The sequence below is a fragment of the Burkholderia sp. YIM B11467 genome, assembly GCF_052952715.1.
In genome coordinates this window covers 339601-356380 of record NZ_JBQVSQ010000001.1, presented here as the reverse complement: position 1 = coordinate 356380, position 16780 = coordinate 339601, and the positions used below count along the sequence as shown (strand labels likewise).

General features: G+C 66.7%; 14 protein-coding genes. 9 read left to right on the top strand and 5 right to left on the bottom strand.

Features of this window, described 5'->3' with window-relative positions; translation table 11 throughout:
- Positions 1-33 precede the first annotated feature (33 nt).
- The 6 genes from ACTRWB_RS01620 to ACTRWB_RS01595 all read left to right on the top strand — a co-directional run bounded on the left by ACTRWB_RS01620 (position 34) and on the right by ACTRWB_RS01595 (position 9722).
- On the top strand, positions 34-1224 hold the full coding sequence (locus ACTRWB_RS01620) for a phosphotransferase enzyme family protein (protein ID WP_446900683.1): 1191 nt from the start codon (positions 34-36) through the stop codon (positions 1222-1224).
- 243 nt (positions 1225-1467) lie between these two features.
- On the top strand, positions 1468-2772 hold the full coding sequence (locus ACTRWB_RS01615) for a TolC family protein (RefSeq protein ID WP_446900682.1): 1305 nt from the start codon (positions 1468-1470) through the stop codon (positions 2770-2772).
- A 26-nt stretch (positions 2773-2798) separates the two neighbouring features.
- Complete coding sequence (locus tag ACTRWB_RS01610; RefSeq protein ID WP_446900681.1) at positions 2799-4268, top strand: efflux RND transporter periplasmic adaptor subunit; 1470 nt, start codon at positions 2799-2801, stop codon at positions 4266-4268.
- 137 nt (positions 4269-4405) lie between these two features.
- Positions 4406-7618, top strand: a complete 3213-nt coding sequence (locus tag ACTRWB_RS01605; RefSeq protein WP_412025102.1) for an efflux RND transporter permease subunit — start codon at positions 4406-4408, stop codon at positions 7616-7618.
- Positions 7618-8301, top strand: coding sequence for a heavy metal response regulator transcription factor IrlR (irlR, locus tag ACTRWB_RS01600; RefSeq protein WP_446900680.1), 684 nt, complete (start codon positions 7618-7620; stop codon positions 8299-8301). Before ACTRWB_RS01605 ends, irlR begins: the two co-directional genes overlap by 1 nt.
- A complete protein-coding gene (locus ACTRWB_RS01595) occupies positions 8298-9722 on the top strand; it encodes a heavy metal sensor histidine kinase (RefSeq protein ID WP_446900679.1) in 1425 nt (474 codons plus the stop codon). The genes irlR and ACTRWB_RS01595 overlap by 4 nt, the downstream gene beginning before the upstream one ends.
- An 81-nt stretch (positions 9723-9803) precedes the next feature.
- Here ACTRWB_RS01595 and ACTRWB_RS01590 read toward each other — a convergent pair whose 3' ends face one another.
- Positions 9804-10094 carry a DUF4148 domain-containing protein gene (locus ACTRWB_RS01590; RefSeq protein WP_129516710.1) on the bottom strand — a complete coding sequence of 97 codons (291 nt, stop codon included), beginning with the start codon at positions 10092-10094 and terminating at the stop codon, positions 9804-9806.
- 64 nt (positions 10095-10158) lie between these two features.
- On the opposite strand from ACTRWB_RS01590, the gene ACTRWB_RS01585 reads away from it, so the two are divergent.
- The gene (locus tag ACTRWB_RS01585) at positions 10159-10626 is read left to right on the top strand and encodes a hypothetical protein (RefSeq protein ID WP_446900678.1); all 468 of its coding nucleotides are present in this window, start codon (positions 10159-10161) and stop codon (positions 10624-10626) included.
- Positions 10627-11174: 548 nt separating this feature from the next.
- Here the strand turns inward: ACTRWB_RS01585 and ACTRWB_RS01580 are convergent.
- Both ACTRWB_RS01580 and ACTRWB_RS01575 read right to left on the bottom strand, forming a co-directional pair.
- Complete coding sequence (locus tag ACTRWB_RS01580; protein WP_446900677.1) at positions 11175-11744, bottom strand: AidA/PixA family protein; 570 nt, start codon at positions 11742-11744, stop codon at positions 11175-11177.
- A 442-nt stretch (positions 11745-12186) separates the two neighbouring features.
- Entirely contained in the window at positions 12187-13347 is a 1161-nt protein-coding gene (locus ACTRWB_RS01575) for a porin (RefSeq protein ID WP_446900676.1), read from the bottom strand.
- 314 nt (positions 13348-13661) lie between these two features.
- Between ACTRWB_RS01575 and ACTRWB_RS01570 the strand changes: the two genes are divergently transcribed.
- A complete protein-coding gene (locus ACTRWB_RS01570; RefSeq protein WP_446900675.1) occupies positions 13662-13937 on the top strand; it encodes a DUF4148 domain-containing protein in 276 nt (91 codons plus the stop codon).
- A gap of 66 nt (positions 13938-14003) precedes the next feature.
- Positions 14004-14507, top strand: a complete 504-nt coding sequence (locus ACTRWB_RS01565) for a hypothetical protein (RefSeq protein ID WP_446900674.1) — start codon at positions 14004-14006, stop codon at positions 14505-14507.
- A gap of 22 nt (positions 14508-14529) precedes the next feature.
- Here the strand turns inward: ACTRWB_RS01565 and ACTRWB_RS01560 are convergent, their stop codons facing one another.
- Both ACTRWB_RS01560 and ACTRWB_RS01555 read right to left on the bottom strand, forming a co-directional pair.
- Positions 14530-15255: a ZIP family metal transporter gene (locus ACTRWB_RS01560; protein WP_048245314.1), complete on the bottom strand. Its 726-nt coding sequence runs from the start codon at positions 15253-15255 to the stop codon at positions 14530-14532.
- A gap of 183 nt (positions 15256-15438) precedes the next feature.
- Positions 15439-16734 (bottom strand): O-acetylhomoserine aminocarboxypropyltransferase/cysteine synthase family protein, encoded by a 1296-nt coding sequence (locus tag ACTRWB_RS01555; protein WP_193101144.1) that lies wholly within the window; start codon positions 16732-16734, stop codon positions 15439-15441.
- Between the last annotated feature and the right edge of the window lie 46 nt (positions 16735-16780).

Below are 16780 nucleotides of genomic sequence, written 5' to 3'. Positions count from 1 at the left end.
ACGCGCCGATTCAACTACGGAGCAACGTCGTTCATGTCATTCCCACTCGAGCAGGACGGGCCCGTATCGCGTGACGTCGCGCCGCCGCAATTCGGCGTCGACGGCGTGCAGGCCGAACGCGACTGGCCGCTGATGACGCACGACGAGGTCGCGGCGGTGCTCGCGCGGATCGACGGCGCTGGCGAGCCGGCCCGGCTGACGTGGCACAGCCCGCGACAGTTCGCGGCGGCCGTGCTGGTGCGGATGGCGGACGGGCGCGGGCTGTTCGTCAAGCGTCATCACGTGAGCCTGCGCGATGTCGCGGGGCTCGAGGAAGAGCATCGCTTCATCGCGCATCTGCGTGAACGCGGCGTACCGGTGGTGGATGTGCTGGCGGATCGCGACGGCGCGACCGCGTTCGCATCCGGCGACTGGACCTACGAGGTGCATGTGCTCGCGCCCGGCGTCGACCCGTATCGTGGCGTGATGTCGTGGCAGCCGTTCACGCATCCCTCGCACGCGTACGCGGCCGGCCGCGCGCTCGCCGAGCTGCATCGCGCGTCGGCCGGCTACGATGCGCCCGCGCGGCCCATTCGCACGCTGCTGTCGAGTTTTCGCGTGCTGTCGTCGGCCGATCTGGCGGGCGCGCTCGAACGCTGGGTCGAAGCACAGCCGCTGCTTGTGCGCGCGCTCGGCACGCGCGACTGGCGCGGCGACGTGGCCGACGCGATCGGCCCGTATCACGCGCGTCTCGTGCCGTTGCTGCCCGCGCTGCCTCCGCTGTGGACGCACGGCGACTGGCATGCGTCGAACCTGTTGTGGACCGATGCGGGGCCCGGCGCGCAGGTGCGCACCGTGCTCGATTTCGGGTTGTCGGATTGCACCTGCGCGGTGATGGATCTTGCGCTCGCGATCGAGCGCAATACCGTCGACTGGATGGCACCGGCCGATGCGCGGCGCGTCGAATATGCGCAGATCGACGCGCTGCTCGACGGCTACGAATCGCTCGAACCGCTGAGCGACGATGCCTATGCGGCGCTGGTCGCGCTGCTGCCGATCGTGCATACGGAGTTTGCGCTGTCGGAAGTCGCGTATTTCGGCTGCATCATCGATGCGCCGGCGATCGTCGACATCGCGTACGACGGCTACCTGATCGGGCACGCGCGCTGGTTCGGCGAACGCGACGGGCAGCAATTGCTCGACTGGCTGGTGCAACGCCGGCGCGCGAAGCAAGGGACCGCCTGATTCGCATAGCGGGGAGGTCGGCACGCCTATGCCGATTCCCCGCACCGCTGCAGTCTTCCGTGCGGCCGTCGCGCCGCACGTTCACCGAATCCTCCTGATCGTCGACGCGGGACGCCGTTCCAGCGGGGTGCCGCACGCGTGCACGCAGCCGTGCCCAAGATGACGGAAATGTCATCTTCGCCTCATGTTCGCACTGCGGCCGGACCGTAGCATCGGTCGCAAACCGTTACCGCAGAACCGAACATGCTCAAGCTCACTCTCGCCGCGGCCATCGTCTTCGCGATGGCCGCGACGGCTCATGCGCAGCCGCCGCTGTCGCCGGAGCCGGCCCCGGCCCCGGCTGCTTCCGGCAGCGCACCTCCATCTGACGCACCTCCTGCCACGACACTGACGCTGCCCGATGCGCTCGCGGTTGCCGCCCGTAACAATCCGGCGCTGCGCGGCGCGCGTGCGGACGTCGATGCGTCGGCCGGCGCGCTGATGCAGGCCGGCGCGCGCCCCAATCCCGAAGTGTCGTTCCTGCAGGAAGGCTTCAGCCGCGCCGAGCGCACGTCGACGGCGCTGATCAACCAGACCATCGAGCTGGGCGGCAAGCGTCGCGCGCGGCTCGACGTCGCGTCGTACGGACGTGAGTCTGCCAACGCGTCGCTCGACGAGCAGGGCGCCGCCGTGCGCGCCGACGTGATCGCCGCGTTCTACGGGCTGCTCGCCGCGCAGCGCCAGCTTCAGGTCACCGAGGAATCGGCCGCGATCGCCGCGCGCTCCGCGGATCTCGCGGGGCGTCGCGCGCAGGCCGGCAAGGTGTCGCCGGTCGAGGCGACGAAGGCGCACGTGGCGGCGGCCGGCGTGCAGATCGAAGTCGTGACCGCGCGCGGTCGCGTCGACGTCGCGCGCGAGAAGCTGAACGCGGTGATGGGCGAAGCGCGCGGCGACCGGCTCGCGGTGCTCGGCGACCTCGAAGCCGTGCCGCCGGTCGAGCCGCTGTCCGCGCTGACCGCACAGCTCGACGACGCGCCGCTCGCGCGGATCGCGCGCGCCGAGATGCTGCGCTCGAACGCGGCCGTGTCGCTCGAACGCGCGCGGCGCATTCCGGACGTGACGGTCAGCGCGGGCGTGAAGCGGGTGACCACGGGCGGCGTTCCGGATAACCAGGCGGTGGTCGGCGTGTCGATCCCGATCCCGCTGTTCAACACGAACAAGGGCGCGCTGCTCGAAGCGACGCACAAGGCCGAGCGCGCGAATGCCGATCTCGATCGCGAACGCACGCGCCTGCGGCTGGAACTCACGCAGGCATACGCGAATTTCGAGGCCGCCGAGCAGGAAGCGCAGCGGCTGAAGGCCGACATCCTGCCGGCCGCGCGGCTCGCGCTCGACGCGATGTCGCGCGGTTACGAACTCGGGAAGTTCAGCTTCCTCGACGTGCTCGACGCGCAGCGCACGCTGTTCCAGGGGCAGTCGCAATACGTCCGCGCGCTCGCCGGCGCGCACGCCGCCCGCGCCGACATCGGCCGTCTCGTCGGCACACCGCTCGCGGCCGTCGCGCGATAAGCGCCCCTCTTACCTGAAGGATCATCATGTCACGCAGCAGAATCATCGTTATTGCGGCGGCCGTGCTCGGCGCCGCCGGGATCGCGCTCGGCGCGCTCGCCGTCACGCGGGGTGGGAGTAATGCATCCGCGCCCGCTGCCGCCGAAGCCGCGCGGCCGGCCGAAGGCGTCGGCGCGCGCGGTGGCGTCGTGCTGAAGCGCGGCAGGCTCGCCGTCGAGATCGTGATGACGGAAAAACCCGGCGACGCGCGCCTGGTCGTCTATCCGTTCGTCGACGGCAAGCCGGCCGACAAGGGCGTGACCGTGTCCGGCACGCTGGTCCGCTACGACCGCACGCACGAACCGCTGCGTTTCGACGCGGCCGGCCAGAAGTTCGTGTCCGCGCAATCGATCGCGAAGCCGCACGTGTTCGATGCGACGATCGACATCAAGGCGGGCAACGACGCCGCGTCGTTCCCGTTCGCGCGCGCCGACGGCGCGATCGCGCTGACCGACGCGCAGTTGGCGACCTCGAAGATCGCGCTCGCGAAGGCCGGTCCCGCGCAGATCGCGACGCCGTTCCAGTTGCCGGGCGAGATCAAGTTCAACGAGGATCGCACCGCGCACGTGGTGCCGCGCGTGGCCGGCATCGTCGAACAGGTGTCGGTGTCGCTCGGGCAGAACATCGCGAAGGGGCAGGTGCTGGCCGTGATCGCGAGCACCGATCTCGCCGACCGGCGCAGCGAACTGCTGACGGCCGAGCGCCGGCTGTCGGGTGCACGCGCGACCTACGAGCGCGAACGCACGTTGTGGAAGGAGCGCATCTCGGCCGAACAGGACTACCAGCAGGCGCAAGTGCAGCTGCGCGAGGCCGAGATCGCCGTGCAGAACGCGCGGCAGAAGCTCGCCGCGCTGAACGCGCCGGTCGGCGCGGGCGCGCTGAACCGCTACGAGCTGCGTGCGCCGTTCGCGGGCACGATCGTCGAGAAGCATGCGACGCCCGGCGAGGCGATCGCCGCCGATGCCAGCATGTTCGTGATCTCCGACCTGTCGACGGTATGGGCCGAGATGGCCGTGCCGGCGCAACGGCTCAACGACGTGCGGGTCGGCCGCGACGCGACCGTCAGCGCGACCGCGTTCGAATCGCGTTCGAGCGGCCCGATCGCGTATGTCGGGTCCTTGCTCGGCGAGCAGACGCGCACCGCGCCGGCGCGCGTCGTGCTGCCGAACCCGGACGGCGTGTGGCGGCCCGGGATGTTCGTGAACGTGTCGGTCGACGCGGGCAGGCAGGGCGTGCCGCTCGCGGTCGCGAGCGACGCGCTGCAGGACGTCGACGGCGCGCCGTCGGTGTTCGTGCGCTCGCCGAAGGGGTTCGTTGCGCAGGCCGTCGAGACGGGGCGGCGCGACGAGCGCGCGACCGAAGTGCTGAAGGGGCTCAAGCCGGGCCAGGAATACGCGGCGTCGAACAGCTTCGTGCTGAAGGCCGAGCTCGGCAAGGGGAGCGCGGAACATGAATGAGCGTCACGCGCGTGCCGTCGCACGATTCGCAGCCCGAAACGTGGCCCGCCCTGCGGCGCGCAATTCACCCCTCCGGGTGACCGGCCGGGCGGCCCGTCCGGTGCGGGCGACCGTCCCCCGTTTCAAGGATTTCCGTCATGTTTGAGCGCCTGATCCGCTTTGCGATTGCGCACCGCTGGCTCGTGATGCTGGCGATCGCGGCCGTGGCCGCGCTGGGCGTCTTCAGCTACCAGAAGCTGCCGATCGACGCGGTGCCCGACATTACCAACGTGCAGGTCCAGATCAACACGGCCGCGCCCGGTTATTCGCCGCTCGAGGCCGAGCAGCGCATCACCTATCCGGTGGAGACTGTGATGGCCGGGCTGCCGGGCCTCGAGCAGACGCGCTCGATTTCGCGCTACGGGCTGTCGCAGGTCACCGTGATCTTCAAGGACGGCACCGACATCTATTTCGCGCGGCAACTCGTCAACGAGCGCATCCAGGAAGCGAAGGACAAGCTGCCGCCCGGCATCGCGCCCGCGATGGGTCCGACGTCGACGGGTCTCGGCGAGATTTACCTGTGGACCGTCGAGGCCGACGCGGCCGCGCGCAAGCCCGACGGCACGCGCTATACGGCGGCCGACCTGCGCGAGTTGCAGGACTGGGTCGTCAGGCCGCAGCTCAGGAACGTGCGCGGCGTGACCGAGGTCAACTCGATCGGCGGCTACGTGAAGGAATACCGCGTCGCGCCGAATCCGGCGAAGCTGATGTCGTACGGGCTGACGCTCGCCGACGTCGTGCGTGCGCTGGAACGCAACAACGACAACGTCGGCGCCGGCTACATCGAGAAGCGCGGCGAGCAGTATCTCGTGCGCGTGCCGGGCCAGGCACGCACCGTCGACGACATCTCGAACATCGTGCTGACCAACGTCGGCGGCGTGCCGGTGCGGATGAAGGACGTCGGGGTGGTCGACATCGGCCGCGAGCTGCGCACGGGCGCGGCGACGTCGAACGGCGAGGAAGTCGTGCTCGGCACGGTCTTCATGCTGATGGGCGAGAACAGCCGGACCGTCGCGAAGGCCGTCGCCGCGAAGATGGAGGACGTGAACCGCACACTGCCGTCCGGCGTGAAGGCGATTCCGGTGTACGACCGCACCGTGCTCGTCGAGAAGGCCGTCGCGACGGTGAAGAAGAACCTGCTCGAAGGCGCGATCCTCGTGATCGCCGTGCTGTTCCTGTTCCTCGGCAATATCCGCGCGGCGCTGATCACCGCGCTCGTGATCCCGCTGTCGATGCTGATGACCTTCACCGGCATGGTGAACGCGAAGGTGAGCGCAAACCTGATGAGCCTTGGGGCGCTCGACTTCGGGATCATCGTCGACGGCGCGGTGGTGATCGTCGAGAACTGCGTGAGGCGGCTCGCGCATGCGCAGGCCGCCGCCGGCCGGCCGCTCACGCGCGACGAGCGCTTTGCCGAAGTGTTCGGCGCATCGCAGGAGGCACGCCGCGCACTGATCTTCGGGCAACTGATCATCATGGTCGTGTACCTGCCGATCTTTGCGCTGACCGGCGTCGAAGGCAAGATGTTCCATCCGATGGCCATTACCGTCGTGATGGCGCTCGCGGCTGCGATGGTGCTGACCGTCACGTTCATTCCGGCGGCCGTCGCGCTGTTCATCGGCGAGCGGGTCGAGGAGAAGGAGAACCGGCTGATGGGCTGGGCGCGGCGCGCGTACGAACCGGTGCTTGCCGCGTTCATGACGCGCCCGGCGCGCGTGATGATCGGCGCGGGCGCGATCGTGCTGGTTACGCTCGGGCTCGCCACGCGGCTCGGCAGCGAGTTCATTCCGAGTCTCAACGAAGGCGACCTGGCCGTCTCCGCGCTGCGGATTCCCGGCACGAGCCTGTCGCAGTCGGTCGAGATGCAGAAGTCGATCGAGAAGACGCTGAAGACGCGTTTCCCCGAAATCGAGCGCGTGTTCGCGCGCACCGGCACGGCCGAGATCGCCGCCGACCCGATGCCGCCGAACCTGTCGGACGGTTACATCATGCTGAAGCCGGCCGATCAGTGGCCCGACCCGAAGAAACCGCGCGACACGCTCGTGCGCGAGATCGAGGAAGCGCTGGCCGAGCTGCCGGGCAACGCGTACGAGTTCTCGCAGCCGATCCAGCTGCGCTTCAACGAACTGATCTCGGGCGTGCGCAGCGACGTCGCCGTGAAGATCTTCGGCGACGACATGGCCGTGCTGAACCAGACCGGCGAGCAGATCGCGGCCGCGCTGCAGAAGGTGCCGGGCGCGTCGGAGGTCAAGGTCGAACAGACCACGGGCCTGCCCGTGCTGACCGTCACGCTCGACCGCGACAAGCTCGCGCGCTACGGCGTGAGCGTCGCCGACCTGCAGGACACCGTGGCCGCGGCCGTCGGCGGGCAGAAGGCCGGCACGCTGTTCCAGGGCGATCGCCGCTTCGACATCGTCGTGCGGCTGCCCGACGAGCTGCGCTCGGACATCGAGGCGATCAAGCGGCTGCCGATCGCGCTGCCCGCGCCGGCGGCCGGCGCCCGCGCACCGCTCGCGGCGGCGCCGTACGTGCCGCTCGCGGAACTCGCGACGATCGACGTCGCGCCGGGTCCGAACCAGATCAGCCGCGAGGACGGCAAGCGGCGCGTCGTCGTCAGCGCGAACGTGCGCGGCCGCGACGTCGGCTCGTTCGTCGCCGATGCGCGTGAGCAACTGCAGCAGGACGTGCGCGTGCCGGCCGGTTACTGGGTATCGTGGGGCGGGCAGTTCGAACAGCTGCAAAGCGCGAGCGAGCGCCTGAAGCTCGTCGTACCGCTCGCGCTGTTCATGGTGTTCGTGCTGCTGTTCGTGATGTTCAACAACGTGAAGGACGGGCTGCTCGTGTTCACCGGCATACCGTTCGCGCTGAGCGGCGGCGTCGTGTCGCTGTGGCTGCGCGGGATTCCGCTGTCGATCACCGCGGCGGTCGGCTTCATCGCACTGTCCGGCGTCGCGGTGCTCAACGGTCTCGTGATGATCTCGTTCATCCGCAACCTGCGCGACGAAGGGACGCCGCTCGATGTCGCCGTGCGCGAAGGTGCGCTCACGCGGCTGCGCCCCGTGCTGATGACCGCGCTCGTCGCGTCGCTGGGGTTCCTGCCGATGGCGTTCGCAACCGGCACCGGCGCCGAGGTGCAGCGCCCGCTCGCGACGGTCGTGATCGGCGGTATCCTGTCGTCCACGGCGCTGACGCTGCTGGTGCTGCCCGTGCTGTACCGCGTCAGCCATGCGGTGTCGTGGCGCGCCGCGTTTCGCGGTGGTTTCGGCATGGGCATGCTGCGCCGGCTGGGTTTCTTCAAGGGTAATGCGTGATGCGAATTCTGATTGTCGAGGATGAACCGAAGACGGGCGCGTATCTGCGCAAGGGCCTGACCGAGGCAGGTTATGTCGTCGACTGGGTCGAGGACGGCATCACCGGCCAGCATCAGGCCGAGACCGAGGAGTACGACCTGCTCGTGCTCGACGTGATGCTGCCCGGGCAGGACGGCTGGACGCTGTTGCAGAACCTGCGGCGCAGCAAGTCGACGCCCGTGCTGTTCCTTACCGCGCGCGACGACGTCGGCGATCGTGTGAAGGGGCTCGAGCTCGGCGCCGACGACTATCTCGCGAAACCGTTCGACTTTGTCGAGCTGACCGCGCGCATCAAGTCGATCCTGCGGCGCGGCCAGCCGCGCGATTCGAACACGCTGCGCGTGGCCGATCTCGAACTCGACCTGACGCGCCGCAAGGCCACGCGGCAACGCGACACGATCCTGCTGACCGCGAAGGAATTCGCGCTGCTGTGGCTGCTGATGCGCCGCGAGGGCGAGATCCTGCCGCGCGCGACGATCGCGTCGCAGGTGTGGGACATGAACTTCAACAGCGACACGAACGTCGTCGATTCGGCGATCCGGCGCCTGCGTTCGAAGATCGACGACGCGTACGAACCGAAGCTGATCCACACCGTGCGCGGGATGGGCTACGTGCTCGAAGCGCGCGGCGGCGCGGCCGCATGATCGCGCGCCTGCTGCCGCGCACGCTGCGCGGACGCCTGACCGCGCTGATCATCCTGTCGACGTCGGTGATCCTCGCGTCGAGCGGCTTCGCGCTTTACGAAGCGCTGAGCAACCGCGTCGAGACGACGGCGGCCGAGCAGATGGCCGGCATTTCCACGGCGCTGGGCGGGCACCTGGCCGACGCGCGCACGACGGCCGAGGTCGCGCGCAACACCGATATCTGGATCGACCAGCTGCACGGCCATCCGAACATGGATCTCGCGATCTACGATGCGGCGGGCACGCGCCTCGTCGGTACGCCCGGTTTCCGCCTCTATGGGCCGCTGCTGTCGATGGACGCGGGGCGTGTGCCGGTCGGCGTCGCGCCCCCCGGTGCGCGGCACCAGTATCTCGTGACGACCGTGCCGCTCGCCGGCGCGGGCGCGCCCGTGGTGCGCGTCGCGGTGCAGTACGACCGCAGCGCCGACGTACTGCTGTTGCGCACGCATGCTTATACGATCGTCGTGATCGAGGTGTTCGGCGTGGTGCTCGCGGCCGCGATCGCGTACGGCATCGCGGCGCTCGGGCTGAGCCCGCTGCGGCGGTTCGCGGCGCGTGCCGAGCAGATGTCGTCGAGCCGGCTTGCCCATCCGTTGCCGGAGCTCGATACGTCCGGTGAGCTGAAGGAGCTGGAGCATGCATTCAACGGGATGCTCGCGCGGCTGGACGAATCGTTCACGCGGTTGAGCCAGTTCTCGTCGAATCTCGCGCACGACATGCGTACGCCGCTGACGAACCTGCAGGCGGCCGCGCAGGTCGTGCTGTCGCAGCCGCGCAGCGCGGATGAATACCGGAACGTGATCGAGTCGAGCATCGACGAATACCAGCGGCTGTCGCGGATGATCGAGGACATGCTGTTTCTCGCGCGCTCGGAACAGGCCGGCACGTCGATCGACGTGCAGCGCTTGAATGCGGCGGAGGAGGCCGGGCGCGTCGCCGGCTACTACGAGTCGCTCGCGGAGGATGAGGGCGTGTCGGTGAAGGTCGACGGCCATGCGTGGGTCGATGCGGATCTGATGCTGTACCAGCGCGCGCTGAGCAACCTGCTGTCCAATGCGCTGACCTATGCGCCGCGCGGCAGCGTCGTGACGATCGACTGCGTGGAGCAGGGCGGCGCGACGACCATCGCCGTGTCGGATACGGGGCCCGGCATCGACGCGCAGCATGTCGGGCGGATCTTCGAGCGCTTCTATCGCGTCGATCCGTCGCGGCACAATTCGGCATCGGGGACGGGGCTGGGCCTGGCGATCGTCCGGTCGATCATGGACAACCACGGTGGCGATTGCGGCGTCGACAGCGACCCCGGCCGGCGTACGACGTTCTGGCTGCGCTTTCCGCGGCGGCCGGCCGAACCACAGCGGCCACCGGCCAGCGCCGCCTGACCTGCGGGCAGGCACGCCCGCGCGTTCGCCGTGAGGCGGCCGCGCGCGACACGTTGCCCGCGATCGGTTGCCGGCGCAACATCAGCGCTTGGCCAGGTCGTCGTGGTTGTCGGTTTGCGGCGCCTTCTCGCCGCGATGCACCGAAATCCCGTGAAGCTCCTTGTTGCGCGCGACCATCTCGCCGGTCGGCGGGTACTGCGTCTTGCCCGTCGGCACGACACCTTCATGCTGCGCCTGCTTCAGTTCATTGACGACCTGCGTGCGGGTCTTGCCCTGCGTTTGCGTCTGCGACTGTGCAAACGCGGCCTGCGTGGCGAGGCCGAGCGACAGCGTGGCGGTGACGAACAGTGCTGCGAGTTTTGCGGTGTTCATTGAGTGCTCTCCTTGATCAGGGTCGCCGGGTGGCGAACCGTGGACCCAGTATGCGAAAGCAGCCGTGCGCCACCGTGATCGGCAGATGAAAAAAACGTCAGATTGCGCGGCGGCGCGCGGGTCGCGCTCGATCGGCATGACGCAATCGTCATGTTCGCGTCATGGGCGCAATGAGCGGGAAGTGGAACATGAAGTCTGCCGATGGCCGTCGCGGTCGTCGGCTTTTTCACCGCTCGCGACAGCAGCATCGAACGCGGGCGGTCCCGTTCAGACTTTCATTCCGGACCGAAAAGTGCATCGTCCCGCCATTCGCCTGTCTTTGATCGCAATCCTGATCGTCCCGTTGTTCGCGGGCTGCGTATCGACACGTTCCGATCCCGGCATGACCGTGTCGGCCGCCGCGCGCAAGCCGGTGCCGACCGACCTGATGCCGGGCGAGCAGATCGACTATGCCGGGCATCGCTGCGGCAATCCGAACCTGTACGTGAAAACGCATCCTTGCCTGTTCCCGCAACGCAATCCCGCACGGTGAGCGCCGAACCCGCAAAAAAAGGTTCATCGCGGATTACCGGGGAACGCGAGGCAGACTGTCGGCGATCGGCCGATTCCGTTGGAATACTCGGCTCGGACGACGTCCATAACTCACTTGCACTTGCGATGAGGTTCGGTTGAATCGATGCGCCTGACTTCGAAGAAGCTTTCGCCTCTCATCGCATGGCTACACCGCCATCGCAATCATCTCGTTGCCGAGCGGCGTCAACCGGTTAGCCATTCGTCGCAGGTTTTGCGCAGTTGTTGCCAACAGGAATTCGTCCTGCACTCCGCTCAGCTCTCGTGGCCTCAGCGATCGAGCTTCAGATGCGCGAACAGCATCTCGACCTTCTTTCGCTCGCGGCGCTATTGTTTGAACTCAGGTGTGCCGATAGCTTCCGCACCACGTCCCGAGCATTTTCGTGAACGCGCGCGCAATCTTGCGGAACGGCATTGCAAGGAACCTTATCGACTCGAAATTGGGGCGGCTTCATGTTCAACGACTGCCGGAGAGATATCGCCGCCCCCTAACGTCAATTGGATTCCGGTTCAAGCGTGGCAGGTAACTTTCGGGTCCCACTGATAATATCCAATCTTGCCGATATTTCCAGTTCTGCGATCAACCTCCATTAACGCAAACACTACAATATAATTATCTGTGCCAGTGCCAATAACAGAATAATCGATACGGTTATCCAAAAACTGCTTAATATCGTAAGGTTCACCTTTGTCAATGTTGTAACCCAAATAAGACCCCGGGACATCACACGGAGGGCCCTTAAATTGAAGGACATGTAGGACCCCATTAGGTTTGATCGCAACTAGGGCTCCCGCATGGTTGATGTTTCCACTGAAGGAGAGACCGCGCCAACGGACGGTATCGCCGGTAAGGCCATAGATCGTGAGATCCGGTGTCGCGTTTGTATCGGGCTCCACATACTCCTCAGGAGCAACCAGATACGCATATTTTACTGATTTTGGCCCGTGTTCGATCCACGTGGCGGTCTGAGGGGTATTATTATTCTTTATTGGATAATCGTGCAGAATTAATTCGACGTCAAACAATGCAATAATTTCGATTGTTGCGGGTGCGCCAGCGAGAATTTCGCGATGTCCCATGATTTTCTCCGAAGTAAATTTGTGTCAAAGCAAAGGTGCTTGCGGCACCCATTTCTCTTCTGGATTTAAAATCTTCTCGATCGAAGAATTCGAATCTTTCCAAAGAGTTCTTGCAGCGTAGGCGGAATTGGCGCGCGAATCGATTACACTCGATTACAGTCCGATGTGGCCGATAGAGGAGTATTGCCCACTAGCAGATTCCGCGCGATTCGCAGCAGTGGGGCGGACAGCGACATCCACGGAAATCCGCGATGAACCAAAAAAAAGCCCGGTACTCGACGAGTCCGGGCTGAACGCGTGATCGTGTCGTGCGACAGCGATCCGCTGCGTGGGTGGGAACGGGCCGCGCCCGTTACCGTTCCGATCGTAGCGGCACGACGCATCGTGAACCTGATCGGAACGTGACATTTTCGTCACGCAGGCGCGCGTGCCGCCGTCGCGATCAGAACCGGTGGCGCAAGCCGAGATTGACGATGCCTTGCGTGCGCGTGCCGCCGTAGCCATACGAGCCGATCGACGCCTGCGCCGTTTGCGTGCCGCCGTCGAGCGTGCGCTGTTCTCCGTTCGCGCGCTGCCATGCACCGACCGCATAAAGATCGGTGCGCTTCGACAGCACGTAGTCGGCGCCTGCGGACACCTGGTGATAGGTCGCACTCGTATCGCCGCGGGCCCGTGTGTAGCTGTAGCCGACGCCGACGAGCAGGCTGGGCGTCGCCTGATAGTTGAAGAAACCACGCGCGGTGTCGTACTTCTGCGTGCTGCGAAACGCGGACATCGCATCGGCCTTGTACAGCGCGTTGCTGTAGTCGACGCCGACCGCGAACGGCGCGAAGTTGTAGCGCAGCGCGCCGCGTGCGATGCCGATCGATTTCGCGGAGATGTAGCCGCCGTTGACCAGCGACCCGTCGAACGTTCCGTCGGAGGTGCCGTTCCAGCCGGTCCGGATCCCGTTGGCGAGCGACGAACGATTGGCCGCGTAGTAGTAGCCGCCGGCCATGTCGACCGGGCCGTTGCTGTACGACAGGCCGGCCGACCAGGTTTGCCCGGCGCCGCTCTTGCCGGCCACGCCGCCGAGCGCATACATGCCGACGAACTGGAATCCGCTGATTACGGGCGACGTGTACTTCACCGCGTTGTCGGTGCGTGACGACGTGTCGTAGTTGTCGACGTCGCCGGGCGTCGCGTACACGCTGCCGAAGTAGAAGTCGCCAGTCACCGGCCATGCGACATCGGCGAGCGCGTCGTACTGGCGGCCGAGCGTCAGCGTACCCCAGCGTGCGCTTTCGAGACCGACGAACGCTTGCCGGCCGAACATCCGGTTGCCTTGCCCGAGCGCGCCGGTGTTCGGATTGAAGCCGTTCTCCAGCGTGAAGATCGCCTTCAGCCCGCCGCCCAGATCCTCCGAGCCTTTCACGCCGAAGCGGTTGCCGAGCAGATTGCCGTTGCCGAGGCCGACGAGGTTTTTGCCGTCCGCGTTGGCGTTCCACACATACGTCAGCGACGTATCGAACAGACCGTACAGCGTGACTTCCGACGCGTGCGCCGCGTGGGCGGTCGCAAGCAGCGCACCTGACATCATGACGAGCCGAACTGGAGTTTTCATGGAGTGTCCCTGAGGTTCAAGATGATCGTTCCGCGCATCGGTCGATTCCGGAGCCGCGTCTTTTGCCGGCGAGCGGGAATGTCGCGAACGCGCTGGCGATTCTGGGAAGCGTTCGGATCGTGAAGGTGAGGGACAAATGAGAAAAATGTCATCGAGACGTCATGAGGACATCGATTCATGCGTAGGTTCATTCGCACTGCGATGGAGTGCATGCGGAAACCGTGACGAAACCGTCACGCTGCGCTCACGATTCCGCACCGCCGCCGGATCAAAGTGAAGGCTCCCGTCACGGATACCAGCAAGGAGCGAACCCCATGAACATTCGGCGACCGATGATCGTTCTGACCGTTGCCGCGCTGTCGATCGCGGCCTTCTCGCAAGCCGCGGCCGCGCAGGCGAAGACGCGGCAGGAAGTGCGCCAGGAGCTGGTGCGCGCGCGGCACGACGGCGTGATCCCGAGCCCGAATCACGACTATCCGGCGAGCCCGGCAACCGTCGCGCGCAACCAGGAAATCCATCGCTCGACGGTGCATCGCGGCGAGAAGGCGCCGACGGTCGATGTGCACGACAACCGCTTCGCGATGCGTTGATCGTTCATTCACGGCCGACCACGGTAACGCCGCTCGGCCAATTCCCCCTATGACAAGGAGCGCGCCATGCGCACTATCGCAACAGGAATCGTGTTTGCCGCCTGCTTGATGTCGACGGCGGCGATGGCGGCCGGCTGGCCGGAACGGGCGTTGTCGCATGCGTCGGCGCACGATGCCGGCAGCCGTGCGAACGAGCGGATGCGCTGCGAATTCGCGGCCGTGCCGGCAGGCGAGTGGAGCGCGACATTCACGCGCGGGCAATGCGAAGTCGACAACGGCCGGCTGACGTTCGTGCCGACCGACGCGGGCGGCGAGTCGAACGTCGCGGAGAAGCGGATTCTGCTGGGTGAAGTCCGTACCGCATCGCATCAGTCGCGCAAGCTGAAGGAACAGCTGCAACTGACGACACGCGACGAAGTGATCGCGCTGAACGTGCTGACCGACGACGGCAGTCGCAAGTCGCGCGAACACGCGATCGACCTGTGGGCCGCACTGCGCAACGAGGGTGTCACGCCCGTCAACGGCACGCGTTTCGTCGACACGTATCCGGCGGGCGCGACGACGTGGTAGCCGGCGCGCCGTCGCGAGCGGCTTACCCGGCCTTCACCGATCCTTCGATCAGGAAGAACACGATGAAGCCGATGAAGAAGGCGGCCGTCGCGAACGGTGTCTCAGGTACTTCGTGCGCTTCGACCAGCAGTTCCTCGGTGACGAGGTACAGCAGCGCGACGGTGCCCAGCCCCAGCAGCGCCGCGTAGATATTCGCCGGCAGCCCCGCGAACGCCGCGTTGCCGGCCACGGCCGCGATGCTCAGCAGCGCCGCGAGCGCGACCGGCACGACGATCGACAGCGTGCGGCCGATGCCGGCCGCCGCGAGCGCCGCGCTGACCGACAGCGCGAGGAACAGCACTTCGAGCGTCAGCGCGACGGTCAGGATGATGCCGCTTTCGTCGCTCGCGGAGAACGCGATGCCGAGCACGAGGCCGTCGACGACGAGGTCGATCGCGGTGACGATGATCAGGCTGAAGGGCAGGCGCGCTTCCTCGAAGCGCGTCTCGATCGCACCCGACAGCGCGCGGATCGCGAGCATCAGCGCGATGCCGAGCACGAAACCGACGACGACCGGAAACAGCGCGTGCGCGCGGTCCTGTGGCAGCAGTTCGAGCGCGGCGGCCGCGAACACGATGCCGCCGGTGAAATGCTGGATGACGCTCGACGTCTTCGGGCCGGGCGCGCGCCATGCGGCCGCGAGTGCGCCGAAACAGGCCGCCAGCACGGGCGGTAACGTGAGCAGCGCAAGCTTCGCGGTCGGTGTCATGTGGCCTCGGGCAGTAGGCGGGCCGCAGCGGGCGTACTGTCCTGCACCCGATGCGTCGCGCGGTTCGTACGCGCCGGGCGATGCCCCGGCGTCAACCGGGGATTGAACACCCTGAAGCCGCTCCAGGGTCAAGGCATTTGATGAGAGCGGGCGCGCGCCGGCCAGCCCGCGCGCCCGTTCCGGTCAAAGCTGCGCGAGCGCCTGATCGAGATCGGCGAGCAGGTCGTCGATATGCTCGATGCCGATCGACAGCCGCACCGTTTCCTCCTTCACGCCGGCCTTCGCGAGTTCGGCCGGCGACAGTTGCCGGTGCGTCGTCGACGCCGGATGCGTCGCGAGCGACTTCGTATCGCCGATGTTGACGAGCCGCGTGAACAGCTTCAGCGCGTCCTGGAATTTCGCGCCGCCGTCGCGGCCACCCTTCACGCCGAACGTCAGGATGCCCGGCGCGCGGCCCGACAGGTAGCGCGCGACGAGCGGATGGTCGGGGTGATCGGGCAGGCCTGCATAGTTCACCCACTCGACGTTCTCGTGGCGCGCGAGATGCTGCGCGATCTTCAGCGCGTTGTCGCTGATCCGTTCGACGCGCAGCGCAAGCGTCTCGATCCCCTGCAGGATCTGGAACGCATTGAACGGCGAGATCGCCGCGCCCATGTTGCGCAGCGGCACCACGCGCGCGCGGCCGATATAGGCGGCCGGCCCGAATGCTTCCGTATAGACGACGCCGTGATAGCTGACGTCGGGTTCGTTCAACCGCTTGAAGCGGTCGGCGTGCTGCGCCCACGGGAACTTGCCCGAATCGACGATCGCGCCGCCGAGGCTCGTGCCGTGCCCGCCGAGATACTTCGTCAGCGAGTGCACGACGATGTCCGCGCCGTGCTCGAACGGGCGCAGCAGGTACGGCGACGGCACCGTGTTGTCGACGATCAGCGGGATGCCGTGGCGATGCGCGACTTCCGCGAGCGCGGCGATGTCGGTGACGTTGCCGAGCGGATTGCCGACCGATTCCGCGAAGATCGCCTTCGTGCGCGCGTCGATCAGCGGCTCGAACGACGCGGGGTCGCGCGGATCGGCGAAGCGCGTCGTAATTCCGTACTGCGGCAGCGTATGCGCAAACAGGTTGTAGGTGCCGCCGTACAGCGAACTCGCGGACACGATGTTGTCGCCGGCTTCGGCGATCGTCTGGATCGCATACGTGACGGCGGATTGCCCCGACGCGAGCGCGAGCGCGCCAATGCCGCCCTCGAGCGCGGCGATCCGCTGTTCGAGCACGTCGGTCGTCGGGTTCATGATCCGCGTATAGATGTTGCCCTGGACCTTCAGGTCGAACAGGTCGGCGCCGTGCTGCGTGTCGTCGAATGCGTACGCAACGGTCTGGTAGATCGGTACCGCGACCGCACGCGTGGTCGGGTCGGGACGATAGCCGCCGTGCACGGCGATGGTTTCGAGACGCCAGTTCGAAGAGGCCTGATCGGTCATGGGTGCTCCGTTTGTTGTTGTGAAGGTCGAGAGTCCGGCTGTCCGG

What these genes read in the sequence shown, in the direction of transcription:
- ACTRWB_RS01605 (WP_412025102.1), top strand. Translation starts at nt 4,406, where the DNA reads ATGTTTGAGCGCCTGATCCGCTTTGCGATTGCGCACCGCTGGCTCGTG.
- ACTRWB_RS01610 (WP_446900681.1), top strand. Translation starts at nt 2,799, where the DNA reads ATGTCACGCAGCAGAATCATCGTTATTGCGGCGGCCGTGCTCGGCGCC.
- ACTRWB_RS01620 (WP_446900683.1), top strand. Translation starts at nt 34, where the DNA reads ATGTCATTCCCACTCGAGCAGGACGGGCCCGTATCGCGTGACGTCGCG.
- ACTRWB_RS01595 (WP_446900679.1), top strand. Translation starts at nt 8,298, where the DNA reads ATGATCGCGCGCCTGCTGCCGCGCACGCTGCGCGGACGCCTGACCGCG.
- ACTRWB_RS01560 (WP_048245314.1), bottom strand. Translation starts at nt 15,255, where the DNA reads ATGACACCGACCGCGAAGCTTGCGCTGCTCACGTTACCGCCCGTGCTG.
- irlR (WP_446900680.1), top strand. Translation starts at nt 7,618, where the DNA reads ATGCGAATTCTGATTGTCGAGGATGAACCGAAGACGGGCGCGTATCTG.
- ACTRWB_RS01615 (WP_446900682.1), top strand. Translation starts at nt 1,468, where the DNA reads ATGCTCAAGCTCACTCTCGCCGCGGCCATCGTCTTCGCGATGGCCGCG.
- ACTRWB_RS01570 (WP_446900675.1), top strand. Translation starts at nt 13,662, where the DNA reads ATGAACATTCGGCGACCGATGATCGTTCTGACCGTTGCCGCGCTGTCG.
- ACTRWB_RS01575 (WP_446900676.1), bottom strand. Translation starts at nt 13,347, where the DNA reads ATGAAAACTCCAGTTCGGCTCGTCATGATGTCAGGTGCGCTGCTTGCG.
- ACTRWB_RS01555 (WP_193101144.1), bottom strand. Translation starts at nt 16,734, where the DNA reads ATGACCGATCAGGCCTCTTCGAACTGGCGTCTCGAAACCATCGCCGTG.
- ACTRWB_RS01565 (WP_446900674.1), top strand. Translation starts at nt 14,004, where the DNA reads ATGCGCACTATCGCAACAGGAATCGTGTTTGCCGCCTGCTTGATGTCG.
- ACTRWB_RS01590 (WP_129516710.1), bottom strand. Translation starts at nt 10,094, where the DNA reads ATGAACACCGCAAAACTCGCAGCACTGTTCGTCACCGCCACGCTGTCG.
- ACTRWB_RS01580 (WP_446900677.1), bottom strand. Translation starts at nt 11,744, where the DNA reads ATGGGACATCGCGAAATTCTCGCTGGCGCACCCGCAACAATCGAAATT.